This window comes from Streptomyces sp. SudanB5_2050, from assembly GCF_964272335.1.
Taxonomy (GTDB): Bacteria; Actinomycetota; Actinomycetes; order Streptomycetales; family Streptomycetaceae; genus Streptomyces; species Streptomyces rochei.
Genome location: NZ_OZ186760.1, coordinates 4,638,599 through 4,655,994 on the forward strand (window position 1 = coordinate 4,638,599; position 17,396 = coordinate 4,655,994).

A 17,396-nucleotide genomic window follows, 5' to 3' on the forward strand; every position below is an offset into this window, starting at 1 on the left:
GCAGCCACCGTGTCTGACCCGAACGTGAACGACGCCATCGAGCCGGTCGAGTCCGTCGAGGACGAGCTCGGCACCGTCGAGGGCGCCGACAACGAGGACACCCAGGTCTCCGCCGAGACCGAGGCTGCCGACGACGCCGCCGCGGACGCGGACGAGAGCGCCGAGGACCAGGACGAGAGCGCCGAGGACCAGGACGAGGCCGGCGAGGACGAGGCCGCCGACGGCGAGGCCGGGGAGTCCGCCGAGGCGGAGGAGGCCGCGGCCGAGGAGCCCGAGCTGGACCCGATCGAGGCGCTCCGCCGCGAGCTGCGCGTCCTCCCCGGCGAGTGGTACGTCATCCACACCTACGCCGGTTACGAGAACCGCGTGAAGACCAACCTCGAGCAGCGCGCCGTCTCGCTCAACGTCGAGGACTACATCTTCCAGGCCGAGGTGCCGCAGGAAGAGGTCGTCCAGATCAAGAACGGCGACCGCAAGACGATCCGCCAGAACAAGCTGCCGGGTTACGTCCTGGTCCGCATGGACCTGACCAACGAGTCGTGGGGCGTCGTCCGCAACACCCCCGGCGTCACCGGCTTCGTCGGCAACGCCTACGACCCGTACCCGCTGACGCTGGACGAGATCGTCAAGATGCTCGCCCCGGAGGCCGAGGAGAAGGCCGCCCGCGAGGCCGCCGAGGCCGAGGGCAAGCCGGCTCCGCAGCGCAAGGTCGAGGTCCAGGTGCTGGACTTCGAGGTCGGCGACTCGGTCACCGTCACCGACGGCCCGTTCGCGACGCTGCAGGCCACGATCAACGAGATCAACGCCGACTCGAAGAAGGTCAAGGGCCTCGTCGAGATCTTCGGCCGCGAGACCCCGGTCGAGCTGAGCTTCGACCAGATCCAGAAGAACTAGTTCTTCTCGGACGTACGCTTCCGCGCAGGTCAGGCAGGACCCTCGGGGACTGCCTGACCTGCTCGGTTTTTGGCCGCGCATCCATACCCGTTATCGTTGTGCGGTATGCCTGTCTCCGGGTGGTTCCCCGGAGGTGGGCAGGACCCGAATCGAAAGGACCCGGAGAGCTATGCCTCCCAAGAAGAAGAAGGTCACGGGGCTCATCAAGCTCCAGATCCAGGCCGGTGCCGCCAACCCGGCTCCGCCGGTCGGCCCCGCGCTGGGTCAGCACGGCGTCAACATCATGGAGTTCTGCAAGGCCTACAACGCCGCGACCGAGTCGCAGCGTGGCTGGGTCATCCCGGTGGAGATCACGGTCTACGAGGACCGCTCCTTCACCTTCATCACCAAGACCCCGCCGGCCGCGAAGATGATCCTCAAGGCCGCGGGTGTGGAGAAGGGCTCCGGCGAGCCGCACAAGACCAAGGTCGCGAAGATCACGCGTGACCAGGTCCGTGAGATCGCCACCACCAAGATGCCCGACCTCAACGCCAACGACCTGGACGCCGCCGAGAAGATCATCGCCGGCACCGCCCGTTCCATGGGCGTCACGGTCGAGGGCTGACCTCCACCCCCGTAAGCACGCCACGCGGCGGTAGCCGCATGGTCAGGACAGTGTGGCAGGGCCTGCTCGGCCCGGACCACGACTCCTAAGAAGCCAACAGGAGCAGTAGTGAGCAAGCGCAGCAAGTCTCTCCGCGCTGCGGACGCCAAGATCGACCGGGACAAGCTCTACGCCCCGCTCGAGGCCGTCCGTCTCGCCAAGGAGACCTCCACGACCAAGTTCGACGGCACCGTCGAGGTCGCCTTCCGCCTGGGTGTCGACCCGCGCAAGGCCGACCAGATGGTCCGTGGCACCGTGAACCTCCCGCACGGCACCGGCAAGACCGCCCGGGTCCTGGTCTTCGCGACCGGTGACCGTGCCGAGGCCGCGCGTGCCGCGGGCGCCGACATCGTCGGCGCCGACGAGCTGATCGACGAGGTGTCGAAGGGCCGTCTGGACTTCGACGCCGTCGTCGCCACCCCGGACCTCATGGGCAAGGTCGGCCGCCTCGGCCGCGTGCTCGGTCCCCGTGGTCTCATGCCGAACCCGAAGACCGGCACCGTGACCCCGGACGTCGCCAAGGCTGTCAACGACATCAAGGGCGGCAAGATCGAGTTCCGCGTCGACAAGCACTCGAACCTGCACTTCATCATCGGCAAGACGTCGTTCGACGACACCAAGCTGGTGGAGAACTACGGCGCGGCCCTGGAGGAGATCCTCCGCCTGAAGCCGTCCGCCGCCAAGGGTCGCTACATCAAGAAGGCCGCCATCAGCACCACGATGGGCCCCGGCATCCCGGTCGACTCCAACCGCACCCGCAACCTCCTCGTCGAGGAGGACCCGGCCGCGGTCTGAGCCCACGGCTCGCCCCACCGGTTCACGGGCCCCGCACCTTTCGAGGTGCGGGGCCCGTTCCCTTTCCCGTACAGGTGTCGCAGCACTGCGTTAACGTGCGGGCAGGGGGTGGCGCATGAGGGGCGCGAGGAGCAGCGGAGCACGCCGTACGGTCGTGGTGATCGCGGTGACGGTCGCGCTGGCGTGCGGCACGGCCTGCACGTCCTCGGGCGGGACCGCCGACCCCGCGCCGTCCGCCGACCCGTCGACCCAGCCGCTGCGCGCCGTGGAGCGGGCCACCGCGCGGGCGGGGTCCGCGAGGGTCGAGTCCACGACCGTCATGGGCGACGAACTCTCCCTGGACGCCACGGGGACCCTCGGCTGGAAGAACGGCCTCACCGGCACCCTGAAGATCACCTATACGGGCGGGACGACCGCCGCGACCATGCGCGAGCTGGGCACCACGGCCATGGAGGCCCGGTACCTGCCCGACGCGTACTACGCCCGGATGGGCGACGGCTTCGCCGCCCGGGTGGGCGGCAGGCACTGGATCAAGTACGGCTACGCCGACCTGGAGGGCCTCGGCAGCGGCGCGGCCGGCGTCGCGGACGGGATGCGCGAGACCACGCCCGACCGGACGGTGAAGCGGCTCCTGGCCTCCGACGACGTACGCAGGGTGGGGGAGGCGACGACCCGCGGCCGGCGCACCACGCACTGGACCGGCACCGTGGGCGGAACGGCCGGGAAGACCGAGCAGACCGTCGACATCTGGGTCGACGACCGGGACCTGCTGGTCAAGAAGGTCGAGCGGGGACGGACGGAGAGCGGGGAGCTGACCCAGACGGCGTACTACAGCGACTACGGGGCCGCGGTCTCCGCCGAGCGCCCGCCGGCCGCCGACACCGCGGACTTCACGGAGCTGCTGGGCCGGACGAGGGACCAGGGCTGAGCCACCCGTGTGAGGACCACGGCTGAGCCACCCCTGTCACGGCACATCCCGTAAATCACAAGATCGTTCGAACCATTCCGGATACGCTCGCGTCCTTGCTGTGGAGCAGCGATCTCCGTGCTGTGGAGAAGCCGTTGGTCTCCTGTGCTCATCGATTCCCGTGGGGGGAAAGCATGAAGACTTCCGTACGCATGCCCGTCGGCGCCGGCCTGGCCGCCCTGCTGCTCGCCGCCGGAGCGGTGGGCTGCTCCAAGGAGGACAAGGCCGAGGAGTCCCCGGAGATGACGCCGGCGGCGGCCGTCGCCGAGGCGGCGAAGAACACCGAGGAGATCGACTCCCTTCACTACCGCCTGACCGGGCGGGCGCCCGAAGAGGGGCGCGTCGAGGCCGAGGCCCGGATGCGGATGAAGCCGACCCTCGCGATGAGCATGAAGATGACGGCGCTCGACCAGGGTCCCGACGCCCAGGCGGAGATCCGGATCGTCGACAAGGCCATGTACATCGGCGGGGGAGCCGAAGCGGCCAAGGAGATGGACGGCAAGAGCTGGCTCAAGTTCGACCTGGCCGCGATGGGCGCCGGCGACGAGCTGAACCAGCTCGGCGGCGCCTCCCAGGCCGACAAGAACCCGGCGACCGAGTCCACCTTCCTCACCGGGGCCGAGGACGTCGAGAAGGTCGGCACCGAGACCGTCGAGGGCGTCGAGACCACCCACTACAAGGGCACCGTCTCCCTCGCCGCCCTGGAGAAGTCCCTCGCGGACGAGGACAAGGCCACCCGGGACAAGCGCCAGAAGAGCATCGAGCAGTACGAGCAGATGGGCGTCGACAAACTCACGATGGACATGTGGGTCGACGGCGACGACCGGACCAAGCAGTTCCGGATGCGCGGTGACGCCGAGAAGGGCCCGCTGGACATGACCATCACCTTCCTCGGCGTCAACGAGCCCGTGAAGGTCACCGCTCCGCCGGCCAAGGACACCATGGACCTGGCCGAGATGATGGAGTCCCAGCAGGGCTGAGCCGCGGGCCGCCCGGGCCGGGTTCGCCCGGGTCGGGTCGCCGTACGGGCGGATTTGCTTGACACTGACCCGTTCGCGTACGCTCTCCGACGAAGCCAAAGACCGCTGGTCGTTGCCGTGTGCTCGCAAGAGTCACGGTGGCCGAAGGATCCGCTGAACTGCGGACGACCCGCGCAGGTGACTGTGGATGAGCTCCCGGAGCGCACGCCTCACGCGTGTGCCGACCGGTCGAGTCACGCCCCGTGCGCCTGCGCCGGGGCGTTTCGTTTTCCCCAGTCCTCCTTCGGGTCCGCGCGGTCCGAATCACCCGGAAGGAGGCCGAGGCTCTATGGCGACGCCCGAAAAGGCTGCCGCGGTTGCCGAGCTGACGGACAAGTTCCGCAGCTCCAACGCCGCCGTGCTGACCGAGTACCGCGGTCTCACCGTGGCGCAGCTCAAGACGCTGCGCCGGTCGCTCGGTGAGAACGCCCAGTACGCCGTGGTGAAGAACACGCTGACCAAGATTGCGGCCAACGAGGCCGGGATCACGCTCGACGACCAGCTCTTCGCTGGTCCGACGGCCGTCGCCTTCGTCACCGGTGACCCGGTGGAGTCGGCGAAGGGTCTGCGCGACTTCGCCAAGGAAAACCCGAACCTCGTCATCAAGGGCGGTGTCCTTGACGGCAAGGCGCTGTCCGCCGACGAGATCAAGAAGCTTGCGGACCTCGAGTCCCGCGAGGTTCTGCTCTCCAAGCTGGCCGGTGCCATGAAGGGCAAGCAGTCCCAGGCTGCCTCTGTCTTCCAGGCGCTGCCGTCGAAGCTCGTCCGCACCGTGGACGCGCTCCGTGCCAAGCAGGACGAGCAGGGCGGTGCCGAGTAATTCGGCTCGCTTTCTGACCCACGCCGCCTAGCGGCACGGGTCGCAGCGGGCCCGACGTACGCCCGCCTCACCCCGTACATCCGGCACCTGCCGAATTAGTGGAAGGACCGCCATCATGGCGAAGCTCAGCCAGGAAGACCTCCTCGCCCAGTTCGAGGAGATGACCCTCATCGAGCTCTCCGAGTTCGTGAAGGCCTTCGAGGAGAAGTTCGACGTCACCGCCGCCGCTGCCGCGCCGGTCGTCGTCGCCGGTGGCGGTGCCGCCGCCGGTGGCGCCGAGGCCGCCGAGGAGAAGGACGAGTTCGACGTCATCCTCACCGGCGCCGGCGACAAGAAGATCCAGGTCATCAAGGTCGTGCGTGAGCTGACCTCCCTGGGTCTGAAGGAGGCCAAGGACCTCGTCGACGGCACCCCGAAGCCGGTCCTCGAGAAGGTCAACAAGGAGACCGCCGACAAGGCCGCCGAGTCCCTCAAGGGCGCCGGCGCCTCCGTCGAGGTCAAGTAAGACCGCACCGGCACCACGGATCCTCCGGGGTCTGTAACGCCGTAGCACCGAAGAGCGATCATCCATCCGGGTGGTCGCTCTTCGGCGTGCCGGGGGTCCGGCGGCGGCTGCCTTGCGCGCGTCGCGGCGAAGAGTATGGTGATCTTCGTCGTGCCGTCTCCGGGGCCCTGAGAGCCGCTGGAGGCAACCGGTTCGGGCCAAGGGGGGCCTTGACGAACCGCACGCAGCGCGCAATTCTCAGGGCGTCGTCAAAGGATCCGAATCCGAGGCATGGATCGACGGCGAAGAGGGCAGTATCTGGGTGCGTTGAGGGCGAGGCCTTGCCGCACAGGTGGTGAGAACAACGAGGAGCGAACACGGTCCCCGAGAACCGCACTGGACATCAGTGTGCCAAGTGGCTACACTGACCCTTTGCGCTGCCTGTTAGCTGCCCCCTGCCCGTCACCAGGGGTCTGCCCTCGCCCGAGCACTGACGACCAGAGCATGTCTGACCTGGCACTTCAGCCACATCAGACACCCCCTGTCTCCGTGTGAGGAAGAGGGGCCGGTACGCGCGTAGTGAGTCCGAGCCCTCGGAAGGACCCCCTCTTGGCCGCCTCGCGCAATGCCTCGACCGCGAATACGAACAACGCTGCCAGCACCGCCCCGCTGCGCATCTCCTTTGCAAAGATCAAGGAGCCCCTCGAGGTTCCGAACCTTCTCGCGCTGCAAACCGAGAGCTTCGACTGGCTCCTCGGCAACGACGCCTGGAAGGCTCGCGTCGAGTCGGCTCTGGAGTCCGGTCAGGACGTCCCCACCAAGTCCGGTCTGGAGGAGATCTTCGAGGAGATCTCGCCGATCGAGGACTTCTCCGGGTCGATGTCGCTGACGTTCCGCGACCACCGCTTCGAGCCCCCCAAGAACAGCATCGACGAGTGCAAGGACCGCGACTTCACGTACGCGGCGCCGCTCTTCGTCACCGCCGAGTTCACCAACAACGAGACCGGCGAGATCAAGTCCCAGACGGTCTTCATGGGCGACTTCCCGCTCATGACCAACAAGGGCACCTTCGTCATCAACGGCACCGAGCGTATCGTCGTGTCGCAGCTCGTCCGCTCGCCGGGCGTCTACTTCGACTCCTCGATCGACAAGACGTCCGACAAGGACATCTTCTCCGCCAAGATCATCCCGTCCCGGGGTGCCTGGCTGGAGATGGAGATCGACAAGCGCGACATGGTCGGTGTCCGCATCGACCGCAAGCGCAAGCAGTCCGTGACCGTCCTCCTCAAGGCGCTCGGCTGGACCACCGAGCAGATCCTCGAGGAGTTCGGCGAGTACGAGTCCATGCGCGCCACCCTGGAGAAGGACCACACCCAGGGCCAGGACGACGCGCTGCTCGACATCTACCGCAAGCTGCGTCCGGGCGAGCCCCCCACGCGTGAGGCCGCGCAGACGCTGCTGGAGAACCTGTACTTCAACCCGAAGCGCTACGACCTGGCCAAGGTCGGCCGCTACAAGGTCAACAAGAAGCTCGGCGCGGACGAGCCGCTGGACGCCGGCGTGCTCACCACCGACGACATCATCGCCACCATCAAGTACCTGGTGAAGCTGCACGCCGGTGAGACCGAGACGGTCGGCGAGTCGGGCCGGGAGATCGTCGTCGAGACCGACGACATCGACCACTTCGGCAACCGCCGCATCCGCAACGTCGGCGAGCTGATCCAGAACCAGGTCCGTACGGGTCTCGCCCGTATGGAGCGCGTCGTGCGCGAGCGCATGACGACCCAGGACGTCGAGGCGATCACGCCGCAGACCCTGATCAACATCCGGCCGGTCGTCGCCTCCATCAAGGAGTTCTTCGGCACCAGCCAGCTGTCCCAGTTCATGGACCAGAACAACCCGCTGTCGGGGCTGACGCACAAGCGTCGTCTGAACGCCCTCGGCCCGGGTGGTCTCTCCCGTGAGCGGGCCGGCTTCGAGGTCCGTGACGTCCACCCGTCGCACTACGGCCGCATGTGCCCGATCGAGACGCCCGAAGGCCCGAACATCGGTCTGATCGGCTCGCTCGCCTCGTACGGCCGGATCAACCCGTTCGGTTTCATCGAGACGCCTTACCGCAAGGTCGTCGACGGCCAGGTCACCGACGAGGTGGACTACCTGACCGCCGACGAGGAGGACCGCTTCGTCATCGCGCAGGCCAACGCCACGCTCAACGACGACATGCGGTTCGCCGAGGCCCGCGTCCTGGTCCGCCGTCGTGGCGGCGAGGTCGACTACGTCCCCGGTGACGACGTCGACTACATGGACGTCTCGCCGCGCCAGATGGTGTCGGTCGCGACCGCCATGATCCCGTTCCTCGAGCACGACGACGCCAACCGTGCCCTCATGGGCGCGAACATGATGCGTCAGGCGGTGCCGCTCATCAAGAGCGAGTCCCCGCTGGTCGGCACCGGCATGGAGTACCGCTCCGCCGCCGACGCCGGCGACGTGGTCAAGGCCGAGAAGGCGGGTGTGGTCCAGGAGGTCTCCGCGGACTACATCACCACCACCAACGACGACGGCACGTACATCACGTACCGCCTGGCCAAGTTCGCCCGCTCCAACCAGGGCACCTCGGTCAACCAGAAGGTCATCGTCAACGAGGGCGACCGGGTCATCGAGGGCCAGGTCCTCGCCGACGGTCCGGCCACCGAGAACGGCGAGATGGCGCTCGGCAAGAACCTGCTGGTCGCCTTCATGCCGTGGGAGGGTCACAACTACGAGGACGCGATCATCCTGTCGCAGCGCCTCGTGCAGGACGACGTCCTCTCCTCGATCCACATCGAGGAGCACGAGGTCGACGCCCGTGACACCAAGCTCGGCCCCGAGGAGATCACCCGGGACATCCCGAACGTCTCCGAGGAGGTCCTCGCCGACCTCGACGAGCGCGGCATCATCCGCATCGGTGCCGAGGTCGTCGCCGGCGACATCCTCGTCGGCAAGGTCACGCCCAAGGGTGAGACCGAGCTGACCCCGGAGGAGCGCCTGCTCCGCGCGATCTTCGGTGAGAAGGCGCGCGAGGTGCGCGACACCTCCCTGAAGGTGCCGCACGGTGAGATCGGCAAGGTCATCGGCGTCCGCGTCTTCGACCGCGAAGAGGGCGACGAGCTGCCCCCGGGCGTGAACCAGCTGGTCCGCGTCTACGTCGCGCAGAAGCGCAAGATCACCGACGGTGACAAGCTCGCCGGCCGTCACGGCAACAAGGGCGTCATCTCCAAGATCAACCCGATCGAGGACATGCCGTTCCTGGAGGACGGCACCCCGGTCGACATCATCCTCAACCCGCTGGGTGTCCCGTCCCGAATGAACCCGGGACAGGTCCTGGAGATCCACCTCGGCTGGCTCGCCAGCCAGGGCTGGGACGTCTCCGGCCTCGCGGACGAGTGGGCGCAGCGCCTCCAGAACATCGGCGCCGACAAGGTGGAGCCGCGTACCAACGTGGCCACGCCGGTCTTCGACGGTGCGCGCGAGGACGAGCTGGCCGGTCTGCTGGAGCACACCATCCCGAACCGCGACGGCGAGCGCATGGTGCTCCCGTCCGGCAAGGCCCGGCTGTTCGACGGCCGCAGCGGTGAGCCGTTCCCGGACCCGATCTCGGTCGGGTACATGTACATCCTCAAGCTGCACCACCTGGTCGACGACAAGCTGCACGCCCGGTCGACCGGCCCGTACTCGATGATCACCCAGCAGCCGCTGGGTGGTAAGGCCCAGTTCGGTGGCCAGCGCTTCGGTGAGATGGAGGTGTGGGCGCTGGAGGCTTACGGCGCCGCGTACGCCCTCCAGGAGCTGCTGACCATCAAGTCCGACGACGTCACCGGCCGCGTGAAGGTCTACGAGGCCATCGTCAAGGGCGAGAACATCCCTGAGCCCGGCATCCCCGAGTCCTTCAAGGTGCTCATCAAGGAGATGCAGTCCCTGTGCCTCAACGTGGAGGTGCTGTCCAGCGACGGTATGTCCATCGAGATGCGTGACACCGACGAGGACGTCTTCCGCGCAGCGGAGGAGCTCGGCATCGACCTGTCCCGGCGCGAGCCGAGCAGCGTCGAAGAGGTCTGACGGGAGTCCGGTCCGGAGGTTCAGCGATGAAGATCCCTGAGCCTCCGGCCGGCCCCAGGACCCCCGTATCAGACCCCAAGACTTACAACCCTGAGAGGGATTGACGCATAGTGCTCGACGTCAACTTCTTCGACGAGCTCCGGATCGGTCTGGCCACCGCTGACGACATCCGTCAGTGGAGCCACGGCGAGGTCAAGAAGCCCGAGACCATCAACTACCGCACCCTCAAGCCCGAAAAGGACGGACTCTTCTGCGAGAAGATCTTCGGTCCGACCCGGGACTGGGAGTGCTACTGCGGCAAGTACAAGCGCGTCCGCTTCAAGGGCATCATCTGTGAGCGCTGTGGCGTCGAGGTCACGCGCGCCAAGGTGCGCCGTGAGCGGATGGGCCACATCGAGCTGGCCGCTCCCGTCACCCACATCTGGTACTTCAAGGGCGTTCCGTCGCGGCTGGGCTACCTGCTCGACCTCGCCCCGAAGGACCTCGAGAAGGTCATCTACTTCGCCGCGTACATGATCACGTACGTGGACGAGGAGCGCCGCACGCGTGACCTGCCCTCGCTGGAGGCCCACGTCTCCGTCGAGCGTCAGCAGATCGAGAACCGTCGCGACGCCGACCTGGAGGCCCGCGCCAAGAAGCTCGAGACGGACCTCGCCGAGCTGGAGGCCGAGGGCGCCAAGGCCGACGTGCGCCGCAAGGTGCGCGAGGGTGCCGAGCGTGAGATGAAGCAGCTGCGCGACCGTGCGCAGCGCGAGATCGACCGCCTCGACGAGGTGTGGAACCGGTTCAAGAACCTCAAGGTCCAGGACCTCGAGGGCGACGAGCTGCTCTACCGCGAGCTGCGCGACCGCTTCGGCACCTACTTCGACGGTTCGATGGGCGCCGCCGCGCTGCAGAAGCGCCTGGAGTCCTTCGACCTCGACGAGGAGGCCGAGCGCCTCCGCGAGATCATCCGCACCGGCAAGGGCCAGAAGAAGACCCGTGCGCTCAAGCGCCTCAAGGTCGTCTCCGCGTTCCTGCAGACCAGCAACAGCCCCAAGGGCATGGTGCTGGACTGCGTGCCGGTCATCCCGCCGGACCTGCGTCCGATGGTGCAGCTGGACGGTGGCCGCTTCGCGACCTCCGACCTGAACGACCTGTACCGCCGTGTGATCAACCGCAACAACCGCCTGAAGCGGCTTCTCGACCTCGGCGCGCCCGAGATCATCGTGAACAACGAGAAGCGCATGCTCCAGGAGGCCGTGGACGCCCTCTTCGACAACGGTCGTCGTGGTCGCCCGGTGACCGGTCCGGGCAACCGCCCGCTGAAGTCCCTGAGCGACATGCTCAAGGGCAAGCAGGGTCGTTTCCGTCAGAACCTGCTCGGTAAGCGAGTCGACTACTCGGCGCGTTCCGTCATCGTCGTCGGCCCGCAGCTGAAGCTGCACCAGTGCGGTCTGCCCAAGGCCATGGCGCTGGAGCTCTTCAAGCCGTTCGTGATGAAGCGCCTGGTCGACCTGAACCACGCGCAGAACATCAAGAGCGCCAAGCGCATGGTCGAGCGCGGCCGCACGGTCGTGTACGACGTGCTGGAAGAGGTCATCGCGGAGCACCCGGTTCTGCTGAACCGTGCGCCCACGCTGCACCGCCTCGGCATCCAGGCCTTCGAGCCCCAGCTGGTCGAGGGCAAGGCCATCCAGATCCACCCGCTCGTCTGCACCGCGTTCAACGCGGACTTCGACGGTGACCAGATGGCCGTCCACCTGCCGCTCTCCGCGGAGGCGCAGGCCGAGGCCCGCATCCTGATGCTGTCCTCGAACAACATCCTCAAGCCGGCCGACGGCCGTCCGGTGACGATGCCGACCCAGGACATGGTCCTCGGTCTGTTCTTCCTCACCACCGACGGCGAGGGCCGCGACCTCAAGGGCGAGGGTCGTGCCTTCGGTTCCGCCGCCGAGGCGATCATGGCGTTCGACGCGGGCGATCTGTCGCTCCAGTCGAAGGTCGACATCCGCTTCCCGGTGGGCACCATCCCGCCCCGCGGCTGGGAGCCCCCGGCCCGCGAGGAGGGTGAGCCGGAGTGGCAGCAGGGTGACACCTTCACCCTGAAGACCACGCTGGGCCGCGCGCTCTTCAACGAGCTGCTGCCCGAGGACTACCCCTTCGTCGACTACGAGGTCGGCAAGAAGCAGCTCTCCGAGATCGTCAACGACCTCGCCGAGCGCTACCCGAAGGTCATCGTGGCGGCGACGCTCGACAACCTGAAGGCGGCCGGCTTCTACTGGGCGACCCGTTCCGGCGTCACCGTGGCCATCTCCGACGTCGTCGTTCCCGAGGCGAAGAAGGAGATCGTCCGCGGGTACGAGGCGCAGGACGAGAAGGTCCAGAAGCAGTACGAGCGCGGTCTGATCACCAAGGACGAGCGCACGCAGGAGCTCATCGCGATCTGGACCAAGGCGACCAACGAGGTCGCCGAGGCGATGAACGACAACTTCCCGAAGACCAACCCGATCTTCATGATGGTGAACTCGGGTGCACGAGGCAACATGATGCAGATGCGTCAGATCGCCGGTATGCGTGGTCTGGTGTCGAACGCGAAGAACGAGACGATCCCGCGTCCGATCAAGGCGTCGTTCCGTGAGGGCCTGTCCGTGCTGGAGTACTTCATCTCCACGCACGGTGCCCGTAAGGGTCTGGCGGACACCGCTCTGCGTACCGCCGACTCGGGTTACCTCACGCGTCGTCTGGTCGACGTCTCCCAGGACGTCATCATTCGCGAGGAGGACTGCGGCACCGAGCGCGGTCTGCGGCTGCGGATCGCCGAGCGCGGCGAGGACGGTGTCCTGCGCAAGACGGACGACGTCGAGACCAGCGTCTACGCCCGCATGCTCGCCGAGGACGTCGTCATCGACGGCAAGGTCATCGCGCCGGCCAACGTCGACCTCGGTGACGTGCTCATCGACCAGCTGGTGCGCCACGGTGTCGAGGAGGTCAAGACCCGTTCGATCCTGACCTGCGAGTCCCAGGTCGGCACCTGCGCCATGTGCTACGGCCGCTCGCTGGCCACCGGCAAGCTGGTCGACATCGGTGAGGCGGTCGGCATCATCGCCGCCCAGTCCATCGGTGAGCCCGGCACCCAGCTGACGATGCGTACCTTCCACACCGGTGGTGTGGCCGGTGACGACATCACCCAGGGTCTGCCGCGTGTCGTCGAGCTCTTCGAGGCCCGCACCCCGAAGGGTGTCGCCCCGATCTCCGAGGCCTCCGGCCGCGTCCGGATCGAGGAGACCGAGAAGACCAAGAAGATCGTCGTCACCCCGGACGACGGCAGCGACGAGACGGCGTTCCCGATCTCGAAGCGTGCCCGTCTGCTGGTCTCCGAGGGCGACCACGTCGAGGTGGGCCAGAAGCTCACCGTGGGTGCCACCAACCCGCACGACGTGCTGCGCATCCTGGGTCAGCGTGCCGTCCAGGTCCACCTGGTCGGCGAGGTCCAGAAGGTCTACAACTCGCAGGGCGTGTCGATCCACGACAAGCACATCGAGATCATCATCCGGCAGATGCTGCGCCGCGTGACGATCATCGAGTCCGGCGACGCCGAGCTGCTGCCCGGCGAGCTGGTCGAGCGGTCGAAGTTCGAGACCGAGAACCGTCGTGTGGTCCAGGAGGGCGGTCACCCGGCCTCCGGTCGTCCGCAGCTGATGGGTATCACCAAGGCCTCGCTGGCGACGGAATCCTGGCTGTCGGCCGCCTCCTTCCAGGAGACGACCCGAGTCCTGACGGACGCGGCGATCAACGCCAAGTCCGACAGCCTCATCGGCCTCAAGGAGAACGTCATCATCGGTAAGCTCATCCCGGCCGGTACGGGCCTGTCCCGCTACCGCAACATCCGGGTCGAGCCGACCGAGGAGGCCAAGGCCGCGATGTACTCGGCCGTCGGCTACGACGACATCGACTACTCGCCGTTCGGCACCGGCTCCGGCCAGGCCGTTCCGCTGGAGGACTACGACTACGGTCCGTACAACCAGTAAGCGAGCGGCTTGATACGACCGAAGGGCGGTCACCCCGAGTGGGTGGCCGCCCTTCGGCGTTCTCGGACCGGGGGTTCTACGGCACGCCCAACTCGAAGATGACGTAGTGCGCGTACCAGCCGGAGGCGAGCGCGGCCGTGGTGAAGAAGACCGCCAGGCTCGGGAGCTTCAGCCGGGCCAGGGCCGCGGCCGGGGCGAGGAGCAGCGGGAAGGCCGGCAGCAGATAGCGCATGGTGTTGCCGAACATCTGCTGGGTGCCGAGGACCGTGATGATCGTGGCCAGCGTGTAGGCGACCAGGACCAGCGGGGGCTTCTTGCGCAGCATCAGGGCGATGAGGAAGGGCAGCGCCAGGACCAGCTGGACGGAGAGCAGGTCCGGGGTGGAGAACGCGAAGACGTAGTCGCCCTTGCCCACCGCGAGGTTGCGCAGCACGTCCAGGGTGTAGGCGCCGTAGTCGAAGAAGTGCGCCCAGCCCTCGCGCTGGAGGGTGAAGTAGGCGGTGGCCTCGCCGGTGCTGTAGCCGACCCAGGCGATGTAGGAGAGCAGGCCCAGGGGCGCCACGACCATGGCGTAGACCGGGCCCCGTATCCCGTGTTCGCGGCGGGACGCCGGGCGGGCCAGCGTCACCAGGGCGGCGAGGCCCACGGCGCCGATGAGGACGGCGGAGGTGGGGCGGTTCAGGCCCGCGGTGAAGGCGAGGAGGCCGGCCGCGACCCAGCGCTTGGTCATCACGGCGTAGCAGGCCCAGGCGGCGATGGCGACGAAGAGGGACTCGGAGTAGACCGCCCACTCGACGCCGGCGCCGGGGGCCACGGCCCACAGGCCGGCCGCGACGGTGCCGGCGCGGGCCCCGGCGACCAGGCGCACCACGGCGAAGATGCCCGCCGCCGCGACGAACGAGAAGACGACGGAGACGAGGATGCCCGAGCCGTACAGGCCGAGGCCCGTGGTCTCCGAGACCATGCGGATCAGCGCCGGATAGAGCGGGAAGAAGGCGACCGAGTTCTGCTGGACGGTGAACAGCCCGTCGCCGCCGAGCCGCACCAGGGAGGGGCTGTAGCCGTGCTCGGCGACCTGGAGGTACCACCAGCCGTCCCAGGTGCCCAGGACGTCCCACCAGTGGGCGCCGCCGCCGAAGCGCGGGTTCTTGCCCTTGTAGTCCCCGGCGTACTCCAGCAGGGAGGCGAAGACCGCGAGGCCGACCAGCTTGGTGACGCCGTACAGGGCGAGCGCGGGCAGGTACGGGCGGGCGCCGTCCGGGAGGGTGGGGAGCCGGGTCCACCGGTCCCGTGGCGGGCGCTTCGTGCGGGAGTCGTCGGGCGGCCCGTCCGGGGCGCCGCGCGACCCGTCGGTCACGGTGTCGTCGGCAGCCGTGTCCATGGCTGTCATCCCCCTCGGTCCGCCCTCAAGCGTCAATTGCTGCCATAAGATCGCACAAGAGTCGCACATCTGTGCTCAGTGTTCGGGGGAGGGGAGGCGCGGTGCCCGAGGAACCGGACGCGGAACGGCGCGAGACGGTCGTGCTGTCGGTCGTCATCCCGATGTACAACGAGGAAGAGGTCCTGCCCGCGCTGGTCAGCAGGTTGCGGCCGGTCCTGGACGGGCTGGGCGCGGCCCACGAGGTCGTCGCCGTGGACGACGGCAGCACGGACCGTACGGCGGAGCTGCTGGCGGCGTTCCGGCTGGGCTGGCCGGAGCTGCGGGTGGTGGCGCTGCGGCGCAATTCCGGCCACCAGGCGGCGCTGACCGCCGGTCTGGACCGGGCGGTGGGTTCCTTCGTGGTCAGCCTCGACGCGGACCTCCAGGACCCGCCGGAGAAGATCCCCGAGATGCTGGCGCTGGCCCGCGGCGAGGGCCTGGACATCGTCTACGGGGTCCGCGTCGACCGCAGCAGCGACACCGGTTTCAAGCGCTGGACGGCCGGCGTCTACTACCGGCTGATGCGGCGCCTGGCGGGCCCCTCGGTCACCGCGCAGGCCGGGGACTTCCGGCTACTCAGCCGCGCCGCCGTGGACGCCCTGAAGGCGCTGCCGGACCAGCAGCGGGTCTACCGCCTCCTCGTGCCCTGGCTGGGCTTCCCCAGCGGGCAGGTGACGTACGAGCGCGCCCCGCGCGTCGCCGGCCGCACCAAGTACCCGCTGGGCCGGATGATCCGCCTCGCGGTCGACAGCGTCACCGGCTTCTCCGCGGCCCCGCTGCGCATCGCCACCTGGCTGGGCGCCGGTGCCTTCGTGGTCTGCCTGGGCCTGCTGGTCTACACCCTGACCGCCTTCGCGCTGGGCCGTACGGTGCCCGGGTGGACGTCGCTGTTCACCGGCATCGTGTTCATCGGGGCCGTGCAGCTGATCTGCGTGGGTCTGCTCGGGGAGTACGTCGGCCGCATCTACACGGCCGTGCAGAACCGGCCGACGTACTTCGTCCGGCACGACACGGCGGCGCCCGGGGCGCCCGCGGCGGGGGACGCCGGCGAGGGGGCGGGGAGCGAGGCGCGGGTCCCTGCTCCGAGGGCCTGAGATCCCGAGCCGGACGCCGGAGCCGACCGGGCGGAAAGGCGCATTCCGGGCGCCGCTGTCGGTCCCGCCCATTTGTTTTGACCGCAGCGAGTGCGGTAGGTACGCTCAGACCTTGTGCCTGGGGTGTGCCCTGGCCTCCGCGCGTGTCTACAGCCGCAGCGGAGGTCGTGACCGGCCACCGCAATCCGCGCTGTTCTTCCGCCTTGCGGCAGGGGTTCGCGGCTTCGACACACCCGACCGCGTGGGTCGGTGACGTTCCAGGTTAGCTTCACCATTCGGCACACAGAAACCGGAGAAGTAGTGCCTACGATCCAGCAGCTGGTCCGCAAGGGCCGGCAGGACAAGGTCGAGAAGAACAAGACGCCCGCACTCGAGGGTTCCCCTCAGCGTCGCGGCGTCTGCACGCGTGTGTTCACGACTACCCCGAAGAAGCCGAACTCGGCCCTGCGTAAGGTCGCGCGTGTGCGTCTGACCAGCGGGATCGAGGTCACCGCTTACATTCCGGGTGAGGGGCACAACCTGCAGGAGCACTCCATCGTGCTCGTGCGCGGCGGCCGTGTGAAGGACCTGCCGGGTGTTCGCTACAAGATCATCCGCGGTTCGCTTGACACCCAGGGTGTGAAGAACCGCAAGCAGGCTCGCAGCCGCTACGGCGCCAAGAAGGAGAAGTAAGAATGCCTCGTAAGGGCCCCGCCCCGAAGCGCCCGGTCATCATCGACCCGGTCTACGGTTCTCCTCTGGTGACCTCCCTGATCAACAAGGTGCTGCTGAACGGCAAGCGCTCCACCGCCGAGCGCATCGTCTACGGCGCCATGGAGGGTCTGCGCGAGAAGACCGGCAACGACCCGGTCATCACGCTCAAGCGCGCTCTCGAGAACATCAAGCCGACCCTCGAGGTCAAGTCCCGCCGTGTCGGTGGTGCGACCTACCAGGTCCCGATCGAGGTCAAGCCGGGCCGTGCGAACACGCTCGCCCTGCGCTGGCTGGTCGGTTACTCCCGCGCCCGTCGCGAGAAGACCATGACCGAGCGTCTGCTCAACGAGCTCCTCGACGCCTCCAACGGCCTGGGTGCCGCTGTGAAGAAGCGCGAGGACACGCACAAGATGGCCGAGTCCAACAAGGCCTTCGCGCACTACCGCTGGTAGTCGCTACCCA

Annotated in this window: 13 protein-coding genes; 12 read left to right on the forward strand and 1 reads right to left on the reverse strand. The window is 67.9% G+C overall.

Going from position 1 to position 17,396, the window contains the following annotated elements; genetic code table 11:
• Positions 1-9 precede the first annotated feature (9 nt).
• From nusG to ACFZP7_RS20790, 9 genes are all read left to right on the forward strand, one after another.
• Entirely contained in the window at positions 10-894 is an 885-nt protein-coding gene (gene nusG, locus ACFZP7_RS20750; RefSeq protein ID WP_385635172.1) for a transcription termination/antitermination protein NusG, read from the forward strand.
• Between the two features lie 169 nt (positions 895-1,063).
• Positions 1,064-1,498, forward strand: a complete 435-nt coding sequence (gene rplK / locus ACFZP7_RS20755; RefSeq protein ID WP_006130605.1) for a 50S ribosomal protein L11 — start codon at positions 1,064-1,066, stop codon at positions 1,496-1,498.
• A 108-nt stretch (positions 1,499-1,606) separates the two neighbouring features.
• Positions 1,607-2,332, forward strand: a complete 726-nt coding sequence (rplA, locus tag ACFZP7_RS20760; protein ID WP_019329683.1) for a 50S ribosomal protein L1 — start codon at positions 1,607-1,609, stop codon at positions 2,330-2,332.
• A gap of 115 nt (positions 2,333-2,447) precedes the next feature.
• On the forward strand, positions 2,448-3,260 hold the full coding sequence (locus ACFZP7_RS20765) for a hypothetical protein (protein ID WP_385635174.1): 813 nt from the start codon (positions 2,448-2,450) through the stop codon (positions 3,258-3,260).
• Between the two features lie 173 nt (positions 3,261-3,433).
• Positions 3,434-4,279 carry a hypothetical protein gene (locus ACFZP7_RS20770; protein WP_029394277.1) on the forward strand — a complete coding sequence of 282 codons (846 nt, stop codon included), beginning with the start codon at positions 3,434-3,436 and terminating at the stop codon, positions 4,277-4,279.
• Positions 4,280-4,607: 328 nt separating this feature from the next.
• Positions 4,608-5,138 carry a 50S ribosomal protein L10 gene (gene rplJ, locus ACFZP7_RS20775; RefSeq protein ID WP_019329679.1) on the forward strand — a complete coding sequence of 177 codons (531 nt, stop codon included), beginning with the start codon at positions 4,608-4,610 and terminating at the stop codon, positions 5,136-5,138.
• Between the two features lie 115 nt (positions 5,139-5,253).
• Positions 5,254-5,643, forward strand: a complete 390-nt coding sequence (gene rplL, locus ACFZP7_RS20780) for a 50S ribosomal protein L7/L12 (RefSeq protein WP_019329678.1) — start codon at positions 5,254-5,256, stop codon at positions 5,641-5,643.
• A 588-nt stretch (positions 5,644-6,231) separates the two neighbouring features.
• A complete protein-coding gene (gene rpoB, locus ACFZP7_RS20785; RefSeq protein WP_385635176.1) occupies positions 6,232-9,717 on the forward strand; it encodes a DNA-directed RNA polymerase subunit beta in 3,486 nt (1,161 codons plus the stop codon).
• Between the two features lie 110 nt (positions 9,718-9,827).
• Positions 9,828-13,727 carry a DNA-directed RNA polymerase subunit beta' gene (locus ACFZP7_RS20790; protein WP_127444911.1) on the forward strand — a complete coding sequence of 1,300 codons (3,900 nt, stop codon included), beginning with the start codon at positions 9,828-9,830 and terminating at the stop codon, positions 13,725-13,727.
• A 76-nt stretch (positions 13,728-13,803) separates the two neighbouring features.
• Here ACFZP7_RS20790 and ACFZP7_RS20795 read toward each other — a convergent pair whose 3' ends face one another.
• Positions 13,804-15,108 (reverse strand): glycosyltransferase family 39 protein, encoded by a 1,305-nt coding sequence (locus tag ACFZP7_RS20795; protein WP_019329675.1) that lies wholly within the window; start codon positions 15,106-15,108, stop codon positions 13,804-13,806.
• Between the two features lie 101 nt (positions 15,109-15,209).
• Between ACFZP7_RS20795 and ACFZP7_RS20800 the strand changes: the two genes are divergently transcribed.
• The 3 genes from ACFZP7_RS20800 to rpsG all read left to right on the forward strand — a co-directional run bounded on the left by ACFZP7_RS20800 (position 15,210) and on the right by rpsG (position 17,386).
• Positions 15,210-16,241, forward strand: a complete 1,032-nt coding sequence (locus ACFZP7_RS20800) for a glycosyltransferase family 2 protein (RefSeq protein ID WP_030970228.1) — start codon at positions 15,210-15,212, stop codon at positions 16,239-16,241.
• Between the two features lie 300 nt (positions 16,242-16,541).
• Positions 16,542-16,913 carry a 30S ribosomal protein S12 gene (gene rpsL, locus ACFZP7_RS20805; RefSeq protein WP_003948652.1) on the forward strand — a complete coding sequence of 124 codons (372 nt, stop codon included), beginning with the start codon at positions 16,542-16,544 and terminating at the stop codon, positions 16,911-16,913.
• Positions 16,914-16,915: 2 nt separating this feature from the next.
• Positions 16,916-17,386, forward strand: a complete 471-nt coding sequence (rpsG, locus tag ACFZP7_RS20810; protein WP_003974303.1) for a 30S ribosomal protein S7 — start codon at positions 16,916-16,918, stop codon at positions 17,384-17,386.
• The last annotated feature ends 10 nt before the right edge of the window (positions 17,387-17,396 follow it).

Bases quoted from the DNA above. Each gene is read 5' to 3' on its own strand.
- rplK (WP_006130605.1), top strand. From the start codon at position 1,064: ATGCCTCCCAAGAAGAAGAAGGTCACGGGGCTCATCAAGCTCCAGATC.
- ACFZP7_RS20765 (WP_385635174.1), top strand. From the start codon at position 2,448: ATGAGGGGCGCGAGGAGCAGCGGAGCACGCCGTACGGTCGTGGTGATC.
- ACFZP7_RS20770 (WP_029394277.1), top strand. From the start codon at position 3,434: ATGAAGACTTCCGTACGCATGCCCGTCGGCGCCGGCCTGGCCGCCCTG.
- rplJ (WP_019329679.1), top strand. From the start codon at position 4,608: ATGGCGACGCCCGAAAAGGCTGCCGCGGTTGCCGAGCTGACGGACAAG.
- rplL (WP_019329678.1), top strand. From the start codon at position 5,254: ATGGCGAAGCTCAGCCAGGAAGACCTCCTCGCCCAGTTCGAGGAGATG.
- ACFZP7_RS20795 (WP_019329675.1), bottom strand. From the start codon at position 15,108: ATGGACACGGCTGCCGACGACACCGTGACCGACGGGTCGCGCGGCGCC.
- rpsG (WP_003974303.1), top strand. From the start codon at position 16,916: ATGCCTCGTAAGGGCCCCGCCCCGAAGCGCCCGGTCATCATCGACCCG.